18 protein-coding genes and 1 tRNA gene are annotated in these 13,162 nt (G+C 57.3%); 5 read left to right on the top strand and 14 right to left on the bottom strand.

The features are described from left to right. Positions 1 to 14: 14 nt before the first annotated feature. From C8K18_RS31045 to C8K18_RS33440, 3 genes are read right to left on the bottom strand one after another with little or no spacing between them, the layout of a single operon-like run. On the bottom strand, positions 15 to 383 hold the full coding sequence (locus C8K18_RS31045; protein ID WP_107710872.1) for a hypothetical protein: 369 nt from the start codon (positions 381 to 383) through the stop codon (positions 15 to 17). 12 nt (positions 384 to 395) lie between these two features. Then, on the bottom strand, positions 396 to 1,208 hold the full coding sequence (locus C8K18_RS31040) for a hypothetical protein (RefSeq protein ID WP_107710871.1): 813 nt from the start codon (positions 1,206 to 1,208) through the stop codon (positions 396 to 398). Between the two features lie 50 nt (positions 1,209 to 1,258). Continuing rightward, positions 1,259 to 1,399 (bottom strand): hypothetical protein, encoded by a 141-nt coding sequence (locus tag C8K18_RS33440; protein WP_161966567.1) that lies wholly within the window; start codon positions 1,397 to 1,399, stop codon positions 1,259 to 1,261. A gap of 110 nt (positions 1,400 to 1,509) precedes the next feature. On the opposite strand from C8K18_RS33440, the gene C8K18_RS31035 reads away from it, so the two are divergent. Together C8K18_RS31035 and C8K18_RS31030 are read left to right on the top strand one after the other, a co-directional pair. Continuing rightward, a tRNA-Ser gene (locus C8K18_RS31035) sits at positions 1,510 to 1,600 on the top strand. Between the two features lie 148 nt (positions 1,601 to 1,748). After that, positions 1,749 to 3,218: a PIN-like domain-containing protein gene (locus C8K18_RS31030; protein WP_107710870.1), complete on the top strand. Its 1,470-nt coding sequence runs from the start codon at positions 1,749 to 1,751 to the stop codon at positions 3,216 to 3,218. Positions 3,219 to 3,285: 67 nt separating this feature from the next. Here C8K18_RS31030 and C8K18_RS31025 read toward each other — a convergent pair whose 3' ends face one another. The 6 genes from C8K18_RS31025 to C8K18_RS31000 all read right to left on the bottom strand — a co-directional run bounded on the left by C8K18_RS31025 (position 3,286) and on the right by C8K18_RS31000 (position 6,691). Continuing rightward, complete coding sequence (locus tag C8K18_RS31025) at positions 3,286 to 4,011, bottom strand: hypothetical protein (protein ID WP_107710869.1); 726 nt, start codon at positions 4,009 to 4,011, stop codon at positions 3,286 to 3,288. Between the two features lie 163 nt (positions 4,012 to 4,174). Next, a complete protein-coding gene (locus C8K18_RS31020) occupies positions 4,175 to 4,357 on the bottom strand; it encodes a hypothetical protein (protein ID WP_132384643.1) in 183 nt (60 codons plus the stop codon). 14 nt (positions 4,358 to 4,371) lie between these two features. Continuing rightward, positions 4,372 to 4,761 (bottom strand): hypothetical protein, encoded by a 390-nt coding sequence (locus tag C8K18_RS31015; protein ID WP_107710867.1) that lies wholly within the window; start codon positions 4,759 to 4,761, stop codon positions 4,372 to 4,374. Further along, positions 4,758 to 5,705 carry a hypothetical protein gene (locus tag C8K18_RS31010; protein WP_107710866.1) on the bottom strand — a complete coding sequence of 316 codons (948 nt, stop codon included), beginning with the start codon at positions 5,703 to 5,705 and terminating at the stop codon, positions 4,758 to 4,760. Before C8K18_RS31010 ends, C8K18_RS31015 begins: the two co-directional genes overlap by 4 nt. 99 nt (positions 5,706 to 5,804) lie before the next feature. Then, the gene (locus C8K18_RS31005; RefSeq protein WP_107710865.1) at positions 5,805 to 6,200 is read right to left on the bottom strand and encodes a hypothetical protein; all 396 of its coding nucleotides are present in this window, start codon (positions 6,198 to 6,200) and stop codon (positions 5,805 to 5,807) included. Positions 6,201 to 6,427: 227 nt separating this feature from the next. Then, positions 6,428 to 6,691, bottom strand: coding sequence for a hypothetical protein (locus tag C8K18_RS31000; protein WP_132384642.1), 264 nt, complete (start codon positions 6,689 to 6,691; stop codon positions 6,428 to 6,430). Between the two features lie 25 nt (positions 6,692 to 6,716). On the opposite strand from C8K18_RS31000, the gene C8K18_RS33435 reads away from it, so the two are divergent. After that, positions 6,717 to 6,869 carry a hypothetical protein gene (locus C8K18_RS33435; protein ID WP_165919886.1) on the top strand — a complete coding sequence of 51 codons (153 nt, stop codon included), beginning with the start codon at positions 6,717 to 6,719 and terminating at the stop codon, positions 6,867 to 6,869. A gap of 536 nt (positions 6,870 to 7,405) precedes the next feature. Here C8K18_RS33435 and C8K18_RS30995 read toward each other — a convergent pair. The 5 genes from C8K18_RS30995 to C8K18_RS30980 all read right to left on the bottom strand — a co-directional run bounded on the left by C8K18_RS30995 (position 7,406) and on the right by C8K18_RS30980 (position 11,661). Next, positions 7,406 to 8,647 (bottom strand): virulence-associated E family protein, encoded by a 1,242-nt coding sequence (locus C8K18_RS30995; RefSeq protein ID WP_107710863.1) that lies wholly within the window; start codon positions 8,645 to 8,647, stop codon positions 7,406 to 7,408. Continuing rightward, the gene (locus C8K18_RS33135; RefSeq protein ID WP_132384641.1) at positions 8,644 to 8,994 is read right to left on the bottom strand and encodes a hypothetical protein; all 351 of its coding nucleotides are present in this window, start codon (positions 8,992 to 8,994) and stop codon (positions 8,644 to 8,646) included. The genes C8K18_RS30995 and C8K18_RS33135 overlap by 4 nt, the downstream gene beginning before the upstream one ends. Next, complete coding sequence (locus C8K18_RS34200) at positions 8,951 to 9,157, bottom strand: AlpA family phage regulatory protein (protein WP_107710862.1); 207 nt, start codon at positions 9,155 to 9,157, stop codon at positions 8,951 to 8,953. The genes C8K18_RS33135 and C8K18_RS34200 overlap by 44 nt, the downstream gene beginning before the upstream one ends. 150 nt (positions 9,158 to 9,307) lie before the next feature. Beyond that, positions 9,308 to 10,528, bottom strand: coding sequence for a site-specific integrase (locus tag C8K18_RS30985; RefSeq protein WP_107710861.1), 1,221 nt, complete (start codon positions 10,526 to 10,528; stop codon positions 9,308 to 9,310). Between the two features lie 509 nt (positions 10,529 to 11,037). After that, positions 11,038 to 11,661 carry a nitroreductase gene (locus C8K18_RS30980; protein ID WP_107710860.1) on the bottom strand — a complete coding sequence of 208 codons (624 nt, stop codon included), beginning with the start codon at positions 11,659 to 11,661 and terminating at the stop codon, positions 11,038 to 11,040. A 354-nt stretch (positions 11,662 to 12,015) separates the two neighbouring features. Between C8K18_RS30980 and C8K18_RS30975 the strand changes: the two genes are divergently transcribed. Beyond that, positions 12,016 to 12,249, top strand: a complete 234-nt coding sequence (locus tag C8K18_RS30975) for an MbtH family NRPS accessory protein (RefSeq protein ID WP_107710859.1) — start codon at positions 12,016 to 12,018, stop codon at positions 12,247 to 12,249. A gap of 18 nt (positions 12,250 to 12,267) precedes the next feature. Further along, complete coding sequence (locus tag C8K18_RS30970; protein ID WP_107710858.1) at positions 12,268 to 13,158, top strand: thioesterase II family protein; 891 nt, start codon at positions 12,268 to 12,270, stop codon at positions 13,156 to 13,158. Positions 13,159 to 13,162 lie beyond the last annotated feature (4 nt).

Below are 13,162 nucleotides of genomic sequence, written 5' to 3'. Positions count from 1 at the left end.
GCGCGCGGTATCGTTCACGTGGCGGGAAGCGGTTCTTGAGTCACCGTCAGGGTGAGATATTCAACCAGTACTTCCGCGCCGACCGAACTCGAAAACGAGGCAATTTTTTTTCGCGGCCAGTGGCTGCCCCACGGGTGCGCCTCCTCCAGCGCAGTGACTGCCGATTTGTATTCGGCGGAATCGAAGTCCTCGAGAATCTTCAATTGATAGACGATGTTCTGTGCGGCAAAGCCATTCGCCAGACAGCGCGACGCGCCCGCGAATACCAGCTGCGCTTGATTGGATTTGTCGTCACTGCGCAAGACGACCACAACGGTTTTCGTGTCGGCTTCGACTGCGACTCCGACGAGAAACCAATCGTGAAATGAGGGGTATTGTTGCATCGTGGCTTCTCGTTAGGGGTTCCAGGGGCTGAAGGGAACGACATCATTGCCCGAATCGCGTCCCCCAGGTCCCCAGTTATGGGCATGAGGCTGCAGCCCGTTATGAATGTGATCAAAGTCCAGATCGACTATCGGCTTTCGGTCATCGCCGAATAGACGCATTTGCCCTGAACCGGGATTCGTGTACCAACCAGCATCACCCAGGTTCGGCGTTTTCGCTATCTCGAAGGAATCGCCGGTCGTTGTGTCTGCTTCGTACTCGAACGGCTGTGCATCACTTAGCGGCGTAGCAGTGTCCGTGAGATTGCTCCTGGCGTCGGCCAGTGACGAAGGGGCCGCATTCGCATTGCGGGCTGCACCCGCATTTATCCGGTCCACCATGTCGTTATAGCGGTCAATGTAAGCCGTCGCCGCATCGTAGGACATTCCGCAATCGTTCATTAACGAGCTGCGGAAGTCGGGAAGCCCTTGGGGCTTCGGTGACGGATTGCCGCCCGCGCCGCCTGTGCGCGATTGCTCGGCAATCAGAACAACACTCTCGCCGCGAATCATGGACTGCAATGTTTCTATGACCTCGAGGTCAGCGCCATTCTTTGCCAGCCGCTGGTGCCAATGGAAATTCGTCCCGAGAAAAGCGCGGACCCGCCCAACGAGCGCGGCGTCCTTTGCCCATATATCGGCATATGCGCGTTGGGAGAACTTCTTGCCTTCTTCAACTGCCTCTTTCTGCTCGGTGGAAAGAAAGATGCGCCCGCTCGCGTAGGCATCCTTGCTGTACATCAGCCAGCGTTGAAACGAATCTGTCTTTAGTTCAGTTCCACCCATCGTCAGCCTCGTCGCTCGTGATGACGTAACGCTAGCAGATTGCCCGGCGCTCATGTTTTTGGGATGTTTGCCGTTATTTGGTCCAGCGTGCGGTTCGCGAACGGTTCCCCGGTAGTTTTATTTTGCTCGTCGATGAGAACGGCGCTGCCGCCGATATTGCGGTGCGCGTATTTGACGATCATTTTTTTCACGCCGGCTCGGTGCAGGATGCGATGCGCCGTCGGCCTATGCGCTGGTCAAACGCGATTCTCGCAAAGGGTCTGGCGGACGGCCCGAAGTTTGCTATAATTCGGCTCCCCGCGGAGAGATGGATGAGCGGTTTAAGTCGCACGCCTGGAAAGCGTGTATAGGTTAATAGCCTATCGGGGGTTCGAATCCCCCTCTCTCCGCCAGGAAGCCAACTAAGCCCATGATTTCGTGGGCTTTTTTGTTTTCGAGGCAGATCTACCCACGTTTTTACCCACATTGAGCGCGGCGGCTCGTCACTGACTTTTGGCCAGGCTGCGGCATTGTTCTAGTGAAACATCGGAGTGGAGCGGTATGCGCAAGGCATTTGCGGGATTCTATCAACCCACCTCTGACGATCTTGTTGGTCTTTGGCGTGAGGCCGTTTTCGTACTGGACGCCAACGTTCTGCTAAGTTTGTACCGCTACCCGCAACAAGCTCGTGATGACCTTTTCAAAGTCTTGGAGAGCATTGCCGACCGCTTGTGGATACCTTTCAACGTTGCTTTGGAGTTTCAGCGAAACCGAGTGTCGGTTATCGCCGGTGAGAACGCGAAGTTCGAGGAGACTGTGGAGCAACTGGATGCGGCCGAGTCGAAGCTCGTCCAGGCAGTGGAGAAACTGGAATTGGACCGCCGTGGATTGGGCATTGACACTGCGCCTCTGCGTGAGTCACTGAAGGGTGCCATCCAGGAGATTAGGAGCGCCGTGAGCGCGGGAAAATCGCGGCAGTTGGCAATCAGCCACGACGACGAGGTTCGCGAGCGATTGGAGACGATTCTGGGCGACAACGTGGGGCCACCTCCAGAAAATCAGGCCGCTGTAAATGCGTTCGTTTCCGATGGGGAGGCTCGATATGAGAGAAAAATTCCACCCGGTTTCAAGGATGCTGCGAAAGGCCGAAATCCCGCCGACGCCAAATTTTTTCATGATGGTATCGAGTATCCATCAGAATATGGCGACTTGATCGTGTGGCGTCAGGTGATTGCTCATGCTAAAAACAGTAGCTTGAGAAAGGTTATTTTTGTTACCAACGACAAGAAAGAGGATTGGTGGCTAAGAGAATCCGGTAAAACTCTCGGACCGCAGCCACAACTCATACAGGAAATACGGCGAGAGGCGGGAGTAGAGGCGTTTTGGATGTATGCCGTGGACCAGTTTCTTGTCCACGCACGTCGATTTTTGAATGCAGAAATCGACGAATCTTCCGTAACAGAGGTCAGAGAAGTAGCTGCACAAGATGTCGCGCAAGTGTCGGAGGCATCCTCTGGTGCCGACGAACCGATCGAACTGTTGAGCGTATTGCGCCTGATGAATTCCGGAGTGAGTCACTCTTACGTTTCACGATTCGCCAAGTCGCGGAAAAACCGGCGCAGCATGTATTCCACGACGGGACAGGACGTACCGAGCGTCGTGCGCCAAGCCGTGCTGGCTTGGGTCCAAGATCAGCGCCTTCCAGACGAAACCGTCGATACGCGTTTCGGTCGATTCCCGGAATTTATACTCCGCGACGAAGCCAAGGCACGTGGTATTCATTGCGTATACGACGACATGCGAGGGATGGAAACAAATCTCCTCGGTCTCTTTCTGGACTGCACGATGGAGGTTACATCTAAGTCCTATGCCACCTTCACGATAGCATTCGTGTCGATGCCGTTTACCGACGGACTTAGTTCCGCTCTGCGCAAAAAAGCAGTCGAATATGCGTCAATTTCCCCCGCGATAAAGTGCGTCTTTTTGCAATTCGATGATTCGTTCAAGATAAGTGAGGGTGCCGGGACATAACTGCGGCAGACCATGCATCTCGGCGATCACTGAATTGTAAATTTTTGCCCGTTGAGCGGTGCGAATGTCACAGTGGAGTCGCGTCTTGCCAGATCGCATCATAAGCCGCTACCTTCATTGCAGCGATATCAACGGGCACCTTAACTATCGATGCGGGCGCGCGCCCAGCGAAGTCTTTGAGCGATTGCGTAAAAATCCAGACCGAGCCGCCGTCGGTCACAATCAGACGATCATGCAAAGCCCGGGCGGGCGCGAGCCGCACGTCTAGCGGCCGAACGGCCTTGTACTGCGCGGCCCATCTCGTCGCCGCTGGCCGTAGACTTGGCTTAACAGAGTGTTCGTCGCCGAGGACGCGAATGGTCGCTGTCTCCGGCGCCAACACGGCAAAATCCGTGAGGATAGTTGCATCCGCATAAGCGTCCACGATCAGTACGTCGTCGCGGGCATTGCCAAGTATTTTTGAAACTGCCGATATTGCGGAGAATTGCTCTCCCACAGTGATGAATGCGCCTTGGGTTTCGGCGGGTGCCGCCAGTTCCGCGCGCGCCAATGCTCGGTGTAAAACGGCGGCGATGGTTCGTGCGTGGCGCTCCCGAGAAGCAGCGTCCAAATTTTGCATCGCGAAATTGAAAGCAATGGTGTCTGCAAGTGGCGCGCACTGCTCTATCAACGCGGACGCTCGCCCCATCCATTGATACGTTTCTGGAGCGATGGGACCGTTCGCGCTCAAATCAGGCATCGTCGCGACGAGAGTGCCTAGATTGACGTACAGCGCTTCGGCGTCCAGTTTCATGCTTTAAGTATATAGCGAGACACCGGAAATGCACGACACTGATTGTCGTTGTGATTGCCCCGATACTTCCGGCGTCGGGGCCAGCGCGGAACGAAAACAGCCGAATCAGTGTGATTTGCCCGTCACACTACCGCTCGGCCAACACGGCAACCCGGGAGGAAAACTATTGCGCTACTTCGAGTCCACGGCGCAGCAGGCCGGTGGCGGCTTGGCTCAGTGACAGCCGCACACCCGTTTGCTGCTGCACTCGCTGCCTGTGCTGTTCGATGTGCTTCATCAATTCAGCTTCAGCCACCACGGTAAAGCGGCCTTTGGTTGCCGTTGCTTCAAAAGTGTTTGTTTGCATGTTGACAGCGCCTTTCAATCTTTAAACCGTTCCATCCAGGGCTTTGCAGAATCCGGCAACCTGAAACCTAAGCCGGGCTGCGCAAGCTCATTGGCAACCCCTACATTGATGGCGCGTATCACGCGGGCCACCTGTGCCGGGTCCAGTTCTGGCCATGCCCGCAAAATCCGCGCTTCCAGATCGGTCGTATCCTGCACGACCAGCCGCCCCAATCCGACCATGGAAACGATCACGCGCGGGCCGTTTTGGGTCGGAGTGCGCGCCATATATCTAGCGCTGTCCACCGCGTGCTGGACTTCCTGCGGCAGCATGATGGGCGCCGATTTTTTAACCAGTTTTGGCGATTTCTTCCGACCGGTCAGGCGCGCCATCTTTTTGAGATAGGCATGAATTCCGCCGCTCATGCCTGCACCGTCCAGAAACGCGTCGTATCCGGCAGCAGCGACTGAAGGGCAGCCCATGCCGTCACGGCCAGCGAACCGTCGATGTTGGTACGGTCCACGATCACGTCCACGTCGCTGCGAATCATCACGGCCGAACGTGCAAACGAACCCACGATGGTGGCAGCCATATCGGGCGTCAGTTCGGCAGCAATGCCAGCAGCGCGCAACACGCCGTTGTTGTCGATTGCGGCGCCGTGGCCAGCCGTACCGACCAGTGCCCGCAGCTCCCTCATGCGAACACCTGCGGCGGCAGCGTCAGCCAGGCTAAACGCGGCGGGATTCGCTGCGATGATTGCGCCCGTCAGTACGGCATCCGTCGTGCGCGCCAGGCCTTGAGCAATGGCGTGCATGATCGAGTCTTCAATCGACGGGTAGCCTTTCAGGGTGGCCCGGCTGAACTCGAACCGCAGGCCATAAATGGCCGTATTGGTTTGCGGGCCGCCTGCTGCGTCCAGATGAATGGCAGCGCGCTTGATCGGCAGCGGCGTGGCGGCCACTTCCGAGCCGTCCGCAACAAGGGCAAACGGCGCAGCTTCGAACGTTTCGAAGTAAGCCTGTTTGCTCATCATCACTACGTCGCCCAATACGCCTGTCGAAACGGCTTCGGTGGGGTCTTTGTAAATAATGATTTCGGCGCCAGCCTGTGCCACCAGCGACTGGCGCACGATTGCTGCGTCGATGCGCAGGTTTTCCACTGCGGGCCTGCCGTTCGGCGGGCGCTTCAGCGTGCCATCTGCGGCCTGAATTTTCGGCAGCTCGTCACTGTTCAGGTCGATAGTGCCGCGCACGGACGGGCTGCCCGGAATGACGGCGCGCACGTCGCCATTCTGGTTAAACAACGGCTTATCGCCTGGCGCGTTGCGGGCAAAGTCGAAAAGGTCTGAAAGCTTGTTTTGTGTGGGCATTTTTGGTTTAACAAATGAGTAGGAATCCGAACAAGTGCGCGTTCATCTGCATTATTCAGACTTCTGCGCACTAACTACACATGGGGGTTTTGCTTGCGCCTACCGCAATGCCTGTCGGGAATCGCAGAAGTAAAGCGCTGCATCTAGAGCAGAATTGAAATCGCTGCGAGTGAAGCCGTTGCGCTCGAATACTGCAATGAAGGCGCGAACGTCATCGTCTTCAAGATCATCCCCGATGGAATCCAGCCAGCCCAGCACGACAGTGGCGGTAACAGGCAACGATGCATTTTGGCCAGCGGTGATTTGTTGGCCGATTGCGAGGTTGAGAAGCCATACACAATCATGTTTCCCGTCAGCCAGGCTGGGAAGCATGCCATTGCGTGCATACAACTCAACGTTTTGCGCGGGGATGCCAAACAGCATGGCCATCCTTTCTGCCGTACAAGCATATGCGGGGCTGTGGTCGTTCATCGCGTGGTTTGTAGCGTCGTGCATCGTGGCGGTCCTTGTTGGTTAAAGTGCGTCGGGAACTACTTCTGGAAAGTCGCTTTCGGCTGTCGAATCAAAATGTTCGTATATCGAACATAGTCGTAGCGTGAGGTTTTAGAACCCTCTCAGAAATTTATTCAGGCGGTGCCTTGGACCCCGTGCCGTCACCCCCTCAGGAAGGACCCATGTAGGGGGGAGGGTCTAGGCGGCGCGCTGTCGCTTCAATGCACCGGCTATGCTGTTACGCCGCGTCGAGTCAGCGCGTACGCAAAGCCGTTGCCTTCGGTCGGCGCAATGCTGCGCGGCCTGACAATCCCATCTGCGCGGCGGTCCCATGCGCTCAATCCGTTGGCGAAGGCCTCCGCAGCCACGATGCATCCGCATGTCATCCAGGCGGAGACGTCACCGCGTTCAACCTCACGCAGCATTTGCATGTGCCGCCTGCCCAGCGCATCACGAGCAGCCAAATATTTCTTCGTGACATCAGGCGTTTGCATCGTCGCTCCCCACCGCAGCGCGATATTGAAGAGCAGTTTCTCCGATAATCCGACGCACCACACGGCGCAACTCATTCGCGGAGTCGGTATTCAGTCCGACCGTTACGGTTGCAATCCCCATCGCGTGAATCCGGCTAACCAGAACGTGTTCCATTTCACCGGCTACCTGCTGCGTTAAGGCAGCCAGAACCACGTCGCTAAGTCTTTCTGACATTTGAAGTACTCTAGACATTAATTGATGACGCGAATACTAAGATGGCGCGCAATTGCCTGCAACGTTGATTAATGGAAACAAAGCCGCGTGCTGAATTCGTAACTAGTTGAATTTGATGAGTAAATTCTCAAATTTGTTTTCTTATGGAAACATTTTCTAGACGTCATTGTATTTTTCTATCTTATGTAATTCTCGATTTTAATGCGTTTAAACGCATTCTTTGGATTGGCACGTTACCGCGTATCCGCCTTGGGGAATTGGGTGGTTACGCCGCAATGCTTGCTGGTATTGGTCTGCGCGAAGTGTTGCCACTGTTACCGCAAAAACAATCAATCTGATCTTCTACCCCTACTTACTCAAGTTTGATTTTTCTTTGATTTGAGGTGGTAACAGAGGTAACGAGGTAACAGCCTATATACGGCACGGGTTTCCGCGTTACCACCTCGCCGCGAAGCCGGTAACAAGCTGGGAACAAAAAAACCCGCCGAAGCGGGTATAGGTCAAAAAGGTGTGGCGGTTTCGGGTGCGACTCTAAGCCACGATTTGACAAGTCGGCTTCCCTTTCGGGTGGTTCTGCGCTCCCACCCCAGCGCGCGAAGAATTTTTCCCGCGCGCATTTGCTCGGCCTTTCCCTGCTTGGCGATTTCCAGCGCGATGGCGTCGCGCAGCAGATCGGACACGACAATTTCTCTGCGTCCCAAGCAGTAATCGGAGATTGCCGGTTCCCAAGCGTCATCCTCGCGCCGTTCTTCGGCTTGCTCGCGGTGCGCCTGCTCGGGTACTTCCCACCAAGTCGCCCGGTCCGTGTAGCGCTCCACGGCTTCTGCGAATAGCTGTTCGCGGTTACGCGCGAGCCATTCGATGTCGATCTTGCCGACAGCTACCGGCCAGAATCGACGCGCGCCCGTTGCGTCGCGCAGATAGTCGCTTTCGTTCGTCGTGCCTGCGAATACGGTTCGCCTGGGAGCGTCGATGGAATGCTTGGCATATGGCGGCCGGAATCTATCAGTTTGTGAGCTAAGGACCTGCTTGATGCGCGTAATATCCGACTTTCGAAACGCGTCCAGTTCGGCAATCTCAACCAGCCATTTGCCTTGGATGGACACGAAGAAATCTTTGCTGTCTAGGGAGTCGGTAAGCTCCGCGTAGAACGGGCCGCCCAGCGTCGCTAGCAGTGTCGATTTGCCTTTGCCCTGGCTGCCTTCGAACACGGGCATAGTGTCCACCTTGCAACCCGGCGCGATGCCGCGAGCAACCATAGAGATGAGGAAGTTTCGTGCGACGGCGTTATGGTATTCGTCGTGCCGCGCACCGGCCGCCTGCGTCAGCCATGAATCCAAACGCGGCACAGCATCCCAGCGAAGCGATCTCAGCCAGGCGTGCAATTCGTCGCGTTGGTGCTTCATCGCCAGGACCATCACAGCCTGTTCCACCATATCGGGCGTGAATTTCACCAACCCCATTTCGCCTTGCAGCACATCCGCGATTGCGATGCGGTCCACGTCGGTCCAGCGTCGCGGCTTCTCGCAATCCCATGTCGTAAAAACTTGTTGGTGAAACGTATCGTTCCAGAAGCGGCCGGTGAAGCGCGGATGCCTTTCCAGTACCTCACGGACGTTAGAGACGGTTCCAATCGGTTCGCCGCGTCCGTTCGGATGCACGTTGACCCCAGCGGCAGCGAGGCGCTGAAACGCCAGCCACGGATTGGTCACGACTGCGCCCGTTACTGCCTTATCGGTCATGCGCGCTCCCGCTTCGGGGTCCAGCCCATTTCGGCTAGTGTTTCGCGGGCAGCCTGGATAAACGCTTCCGGGCGACGCGGGGCCGACCTAGCGATTTTCAGAAACATATCGCCAGCTTCATCCAGGGAATAGCCTTTTCGCATTTCCCGCGTCGTGAATCGAACAACGTTCTCTCGCGCATCATCGCGGATAGCTGCTTCCAGCGCTTGTCGTCGCGCTTGTGTCGCAGCAGCCCACGCTTTAAAATTTTCGACGGTAGCTTGCTTTTCTTGAGGGAGTGCCATGGTCGTGGTGCTCCCTTTTTTATCGACCACGGGCGGCCGCGATACGCTGATCGAGCCAATCATTCACTTCCTGTTCGACCCACCCGGCGTAGCGTGGCGCCAATCGAATAGACGCTGGAAATTCACCGCGCCGGATCATTTGATAGATGAACGGCTTTGATAGGCCGGTCCGATCAAGCACGGTGGCAATGCGGATAATCTTCGTCGGTTGCTGGTGTGTTTGCATCGTGTGTACCCGAAGTTTCGTTGGTGTGTGTCGGATTTTGAAGACCGATGCAGACATTCTCCACGTGGGGGTTTTTGCATTCCACATGAGGGTTTCTCAGCCCGCACATGGATACAAAAAAGCCCGTTTAAACGGGCTTAGTACTGGGCGTTAGGCTTGGCGTTGAATCGGTATCACGTTGCCGTCTTGGCGTTTCTTCGCACAGTATGCGGCCCAAGCTTCCATCATCTTTCCGCGCTTCGCGAGCAAATCGCCTCGCTGGTAGGCTGCCTCGACCTCGCTGCGAACGGCATGGGCGAGAGCCTTTTCCGCCAGTTCGCGCGGGAAGTTGGTGCATTCGGCGGCCCAATCGCGGAACGTCGAGCGGAACCCATGCACGGTTAGGTTCTGGCGCTCCATGCGTTTCAACACCGCCAGCAAGGTCATGTTAGAAAGGCCGGTCCCTTCACGCATACCGGGAAACACGAAGTCGCCATGGCGCGCCGCTTGCATCTCCTTCAAGATCGCAACAGCGCGCTTGCTTAGCGGCACGCGGTGTTCCTTCTTCATCTTCATGCGCTCCGCTGGAACAGTCCACAGTTTGGCATCTAGGTCGATCTCGCTCCACTGTGCGCCGATAATTTCAGCCGTTCGGGATGCGTTGAGAATGCAGAATTCCAGCGCGCGAGCCGCCACACCCTGCATGCCGCGAAGATCGTCCATGAACGTGCCAATGTCGCCATAGGGCAGCGCCGCGTGATGTTCGCCTTTCTGCACCGCGCTTGGCTTTGCGAGCAGAGTGTCTAGATGGCCCTTCCATCGAGCCGGGTTTTCTCCACTACGCAGGCCGCGAGTAGTCGCCCATGCCAGCACTTTTTCTAGTCTGCCGCGAACGCGAGAAGCCGTTTCGTTCTTTGTCGTCCAGATCGGCTCTAGCACTCGCGTGATGTCGTGCGTGTCAACCAGGGCAATGTCCTTCTTGCCAATAAACGGGGCTGCATACGTTGCCAGTGTGTTGGTCCATTGTTCCGCGTGCTTTTCGTTCTTCCATCCGTGTCGGTGCGCCTCAATGTAAGCGTCCGAACACTCCGTGAAAGTCATTTTCGCCGCGATCTTGGCACGCTCTGACTGGCGCATGGCCAACGGATCATCGCCATTCCCCAACGCCCGCCGCATCCCCTCTGCTTTTTCCCTGGCTGATTCCAGCGAGACATTCAGATAAGCCCCCAGCCCGATTTCGTGCGACTTCTTGTTCCTGGCGTATCGAAAGATCCAGGATTTCGAGCCACTAGGACTGACCTGCAAATACAGGCCTCCGCCGTCGCTATAGTAGCCAGGTGTTTTTTCCTGTCGAACCTTGGTTGCCGACAGCTTCTTAATTGGTCGCGCCATTGTTCCGCCTCGTTGAGCTACCCACGTTTCTACCCACACTTGTTGAGCAGATGGTACCACACTGACGCAAACTCAAGCACACCAAAAAGCCTTACCGGGCGGTGGTTTCAGGCCGACATAAAGACTCTTGCAAACTCATGGATACTCGTCGTATGCGGACCCTCTCTCCCCAGGAAACCAATTAAGCCCATGATTTTTCGTGGGCTTTTTTGCGTCAAATCCAATTCCCACGCTACGACCCGCACTCTGCTGCCGATCGTTCGATCCGCTCATTGTGACTGCCACGTGATAACCGGCGATGCCGGCTGCTCGGACGATCCTCGCACGCTCACAGTAGAAAACGCGGCGGCAAGATTGCCGCTGCACGCAACGTTTTCGTCTGTCCCGATGAAGCGCACCGCCTGCCCCCTCCGGTCGCGCGAAGACGTATACGGACTACATTGCCGCTGCTCCTCTTTAAACAGGCCCGCAGCCCTCACCGACGCTCCTCCACGCTTCCCCTCGCCACCTCAAATCGACGCACGCCCCAACCACTCACGCACATAAAGAGAATGCGACACCCGCACCGCCGAAGGCTCACGAGATTTCGGTGTCCCAACGAAAATAAATCCCAGCACGCGCTCGGACGGCTCAAAGTCGAGCGCGGCCCGCAGATTCGGATCGTAGGCGTCGGCGCCCGTCGCCCAGAAGCCGCCGTAGCCGAGCGCGTGAATCGCGTTGAGCATATTCATCGCGGCCGCGCCGACCGACAGCAGTTGCTCCGTTTCCGGCACATGCGAGTCCGCGCAAGGCGCCGCGGCGATCACGATGATAAGCGGCGCCGTGTACGCAAGCTGCCGCCGATGCTCCAACTCCGCGCGAGGCTTCGCAGGCTCGCGACGCGCCGCGACATCGACGAGCACATCGCCAAACTCGGCCCGCGCGTCGTCGCGTATCAGTGCAAAGCGCCACGGACGCAGCGAGCCATGATCCGGCGCTCGCATCGCGGCATCGAAGATGAGACCCAGCTCCGTCTCGCTGGGCCTTGGCTCGGCGAGCGGCCAGTGCGACTGACGCGAGAGCAGGGTGTCGAAAAAAGCGTGCCGCGCCCGTGACGCGGTGTCGTCCACGTTGCCGCTTTGCGAGTTGTCCATGACGAGTGCCTCGAGTTTCCAATCTCGCCGATGATGGCGACAAACGCATGACAATGCAAATGATTCTTATTTGCTTGTCTGATGAAACGTTTTGGCTTAAGCTCCTTTTCCGCAGCCGCACACGTTTGCGTGAGGCTGCGAGAACGGCGACCAAAAGCAGGACGTCGCCGGCCTTGACATTCACAGCGGCCGACGAGTAAATTTAAATGCAAATGATTCGCATTTAAATGCGAAACGGATAAGCCGTCGATCGAAGTGAAGCAGCAGTGCTTTGATGTTGAAGGCACAGAAGGGCAGCCGATGCCTTCACCCGATCAACCAGACGTACACAACTTCGTTCAGCAAGGAGCCGCGATGAGCTGGGGTGACGAAAACAGCAATTTCGTTGTCGTTGTAAATGATGAAGAACAGTATTCGATCTGGCCTGACTACAAGGCCATTCCCGCCGGCTGGCGCGAAGCGGGCAAGTCCGGCAGAAAGGACGAATGCCTGCAATGGATCGACGAAGTCTGGACGGATATGCGTCCGCTGAGCTTGCGCAAGGCGATGGCCGAGAGCGCAGCGGCCGACCGCGTGACCAACTCGTGATGCGCGAGCATTGAACCGATGAGCTCGCCGAATCGCATGCCGAATGTGCCTGAGATGCACGACGCGCCCACCACGCTGACGCTCGTCTGTCTCGCGCATGCCGGCGGCAGCGTGGCGCTGTATCGGGACTGGCAGCATCGGCTGCCATCGTTCGTGCAGGTGCGCACACTCGAGCTGCCGGGTCACGGCATGCGCCGCTCCGTAGCGCCGCATACCGAATGGCCAGCGCTCGTCGCGCAACTCGCGGACGAACTGCTCGCGCTCGTCGATGGCGGCGCTCCATTCGCGTTGTTCGGCCACAGCATGGGTTCGCTCGTCGGACTGGAACTCATGCATGCGCTGCGCGAGCGGGGCAAGCCGGCGCCCGTCTGGTTCGGTGCATCGGCAACCATCTCGCCGGCGCGCCGCAAACACGAAACGCATTGGCTCGATTGTTCGCATGACGAAATGATTGCATGCCTGCGCGAGCGCGGCGGCACGCCGGCCGAACTGCTCGACGACGCGGATTTCGTCGACTTCATGTTGCCGCTGCTGCGCGCCGATTTTCATTTGTGCGGCACGCATCCGACGCGTATGACGACGCATACGATGGCGCACGCCGGCACGTCGGCTGGCGGCGCGGCGCTGGACTGTCCGATCGACGTATTCGTCGGCCGCGACGATCCCGCCACGGCCAACAGCACAGACGTCGATGCGTGGGCACAACAGACGCGCGGCCCATGCCAGGTGCACTGGTTCGACGGCGGGCATTTTTTCATCGACACGGCGCGCGACGTGGTACTTGCAGCGGTCGCCGAGTCGCTCGCGCAACGAATGCAAGAAGCGCAAGGAACACACCAGCCGCAAACCGCACAAACGCCGCAGCCCGCCAACACGACGACGCAACCGTTGCACCGGGCCCTCGCGTGACTCG

Origin of the sequence: Paraburkholderia sp. GV068, assembly GCF_003058125.1 — a bacterium.
GTDB classification, from domain to species: Bacteria; Pseudomonadota; Gammaproteobacteria; order Burkholderiales; family Burkholderiaceae; genus Paraburkholderia; species Paraburkholderia graminis.
Note: the sequence above shows the minus strand (reverse complement) of the source record. Positions and strands in the feature narration are given on the sequence as shown.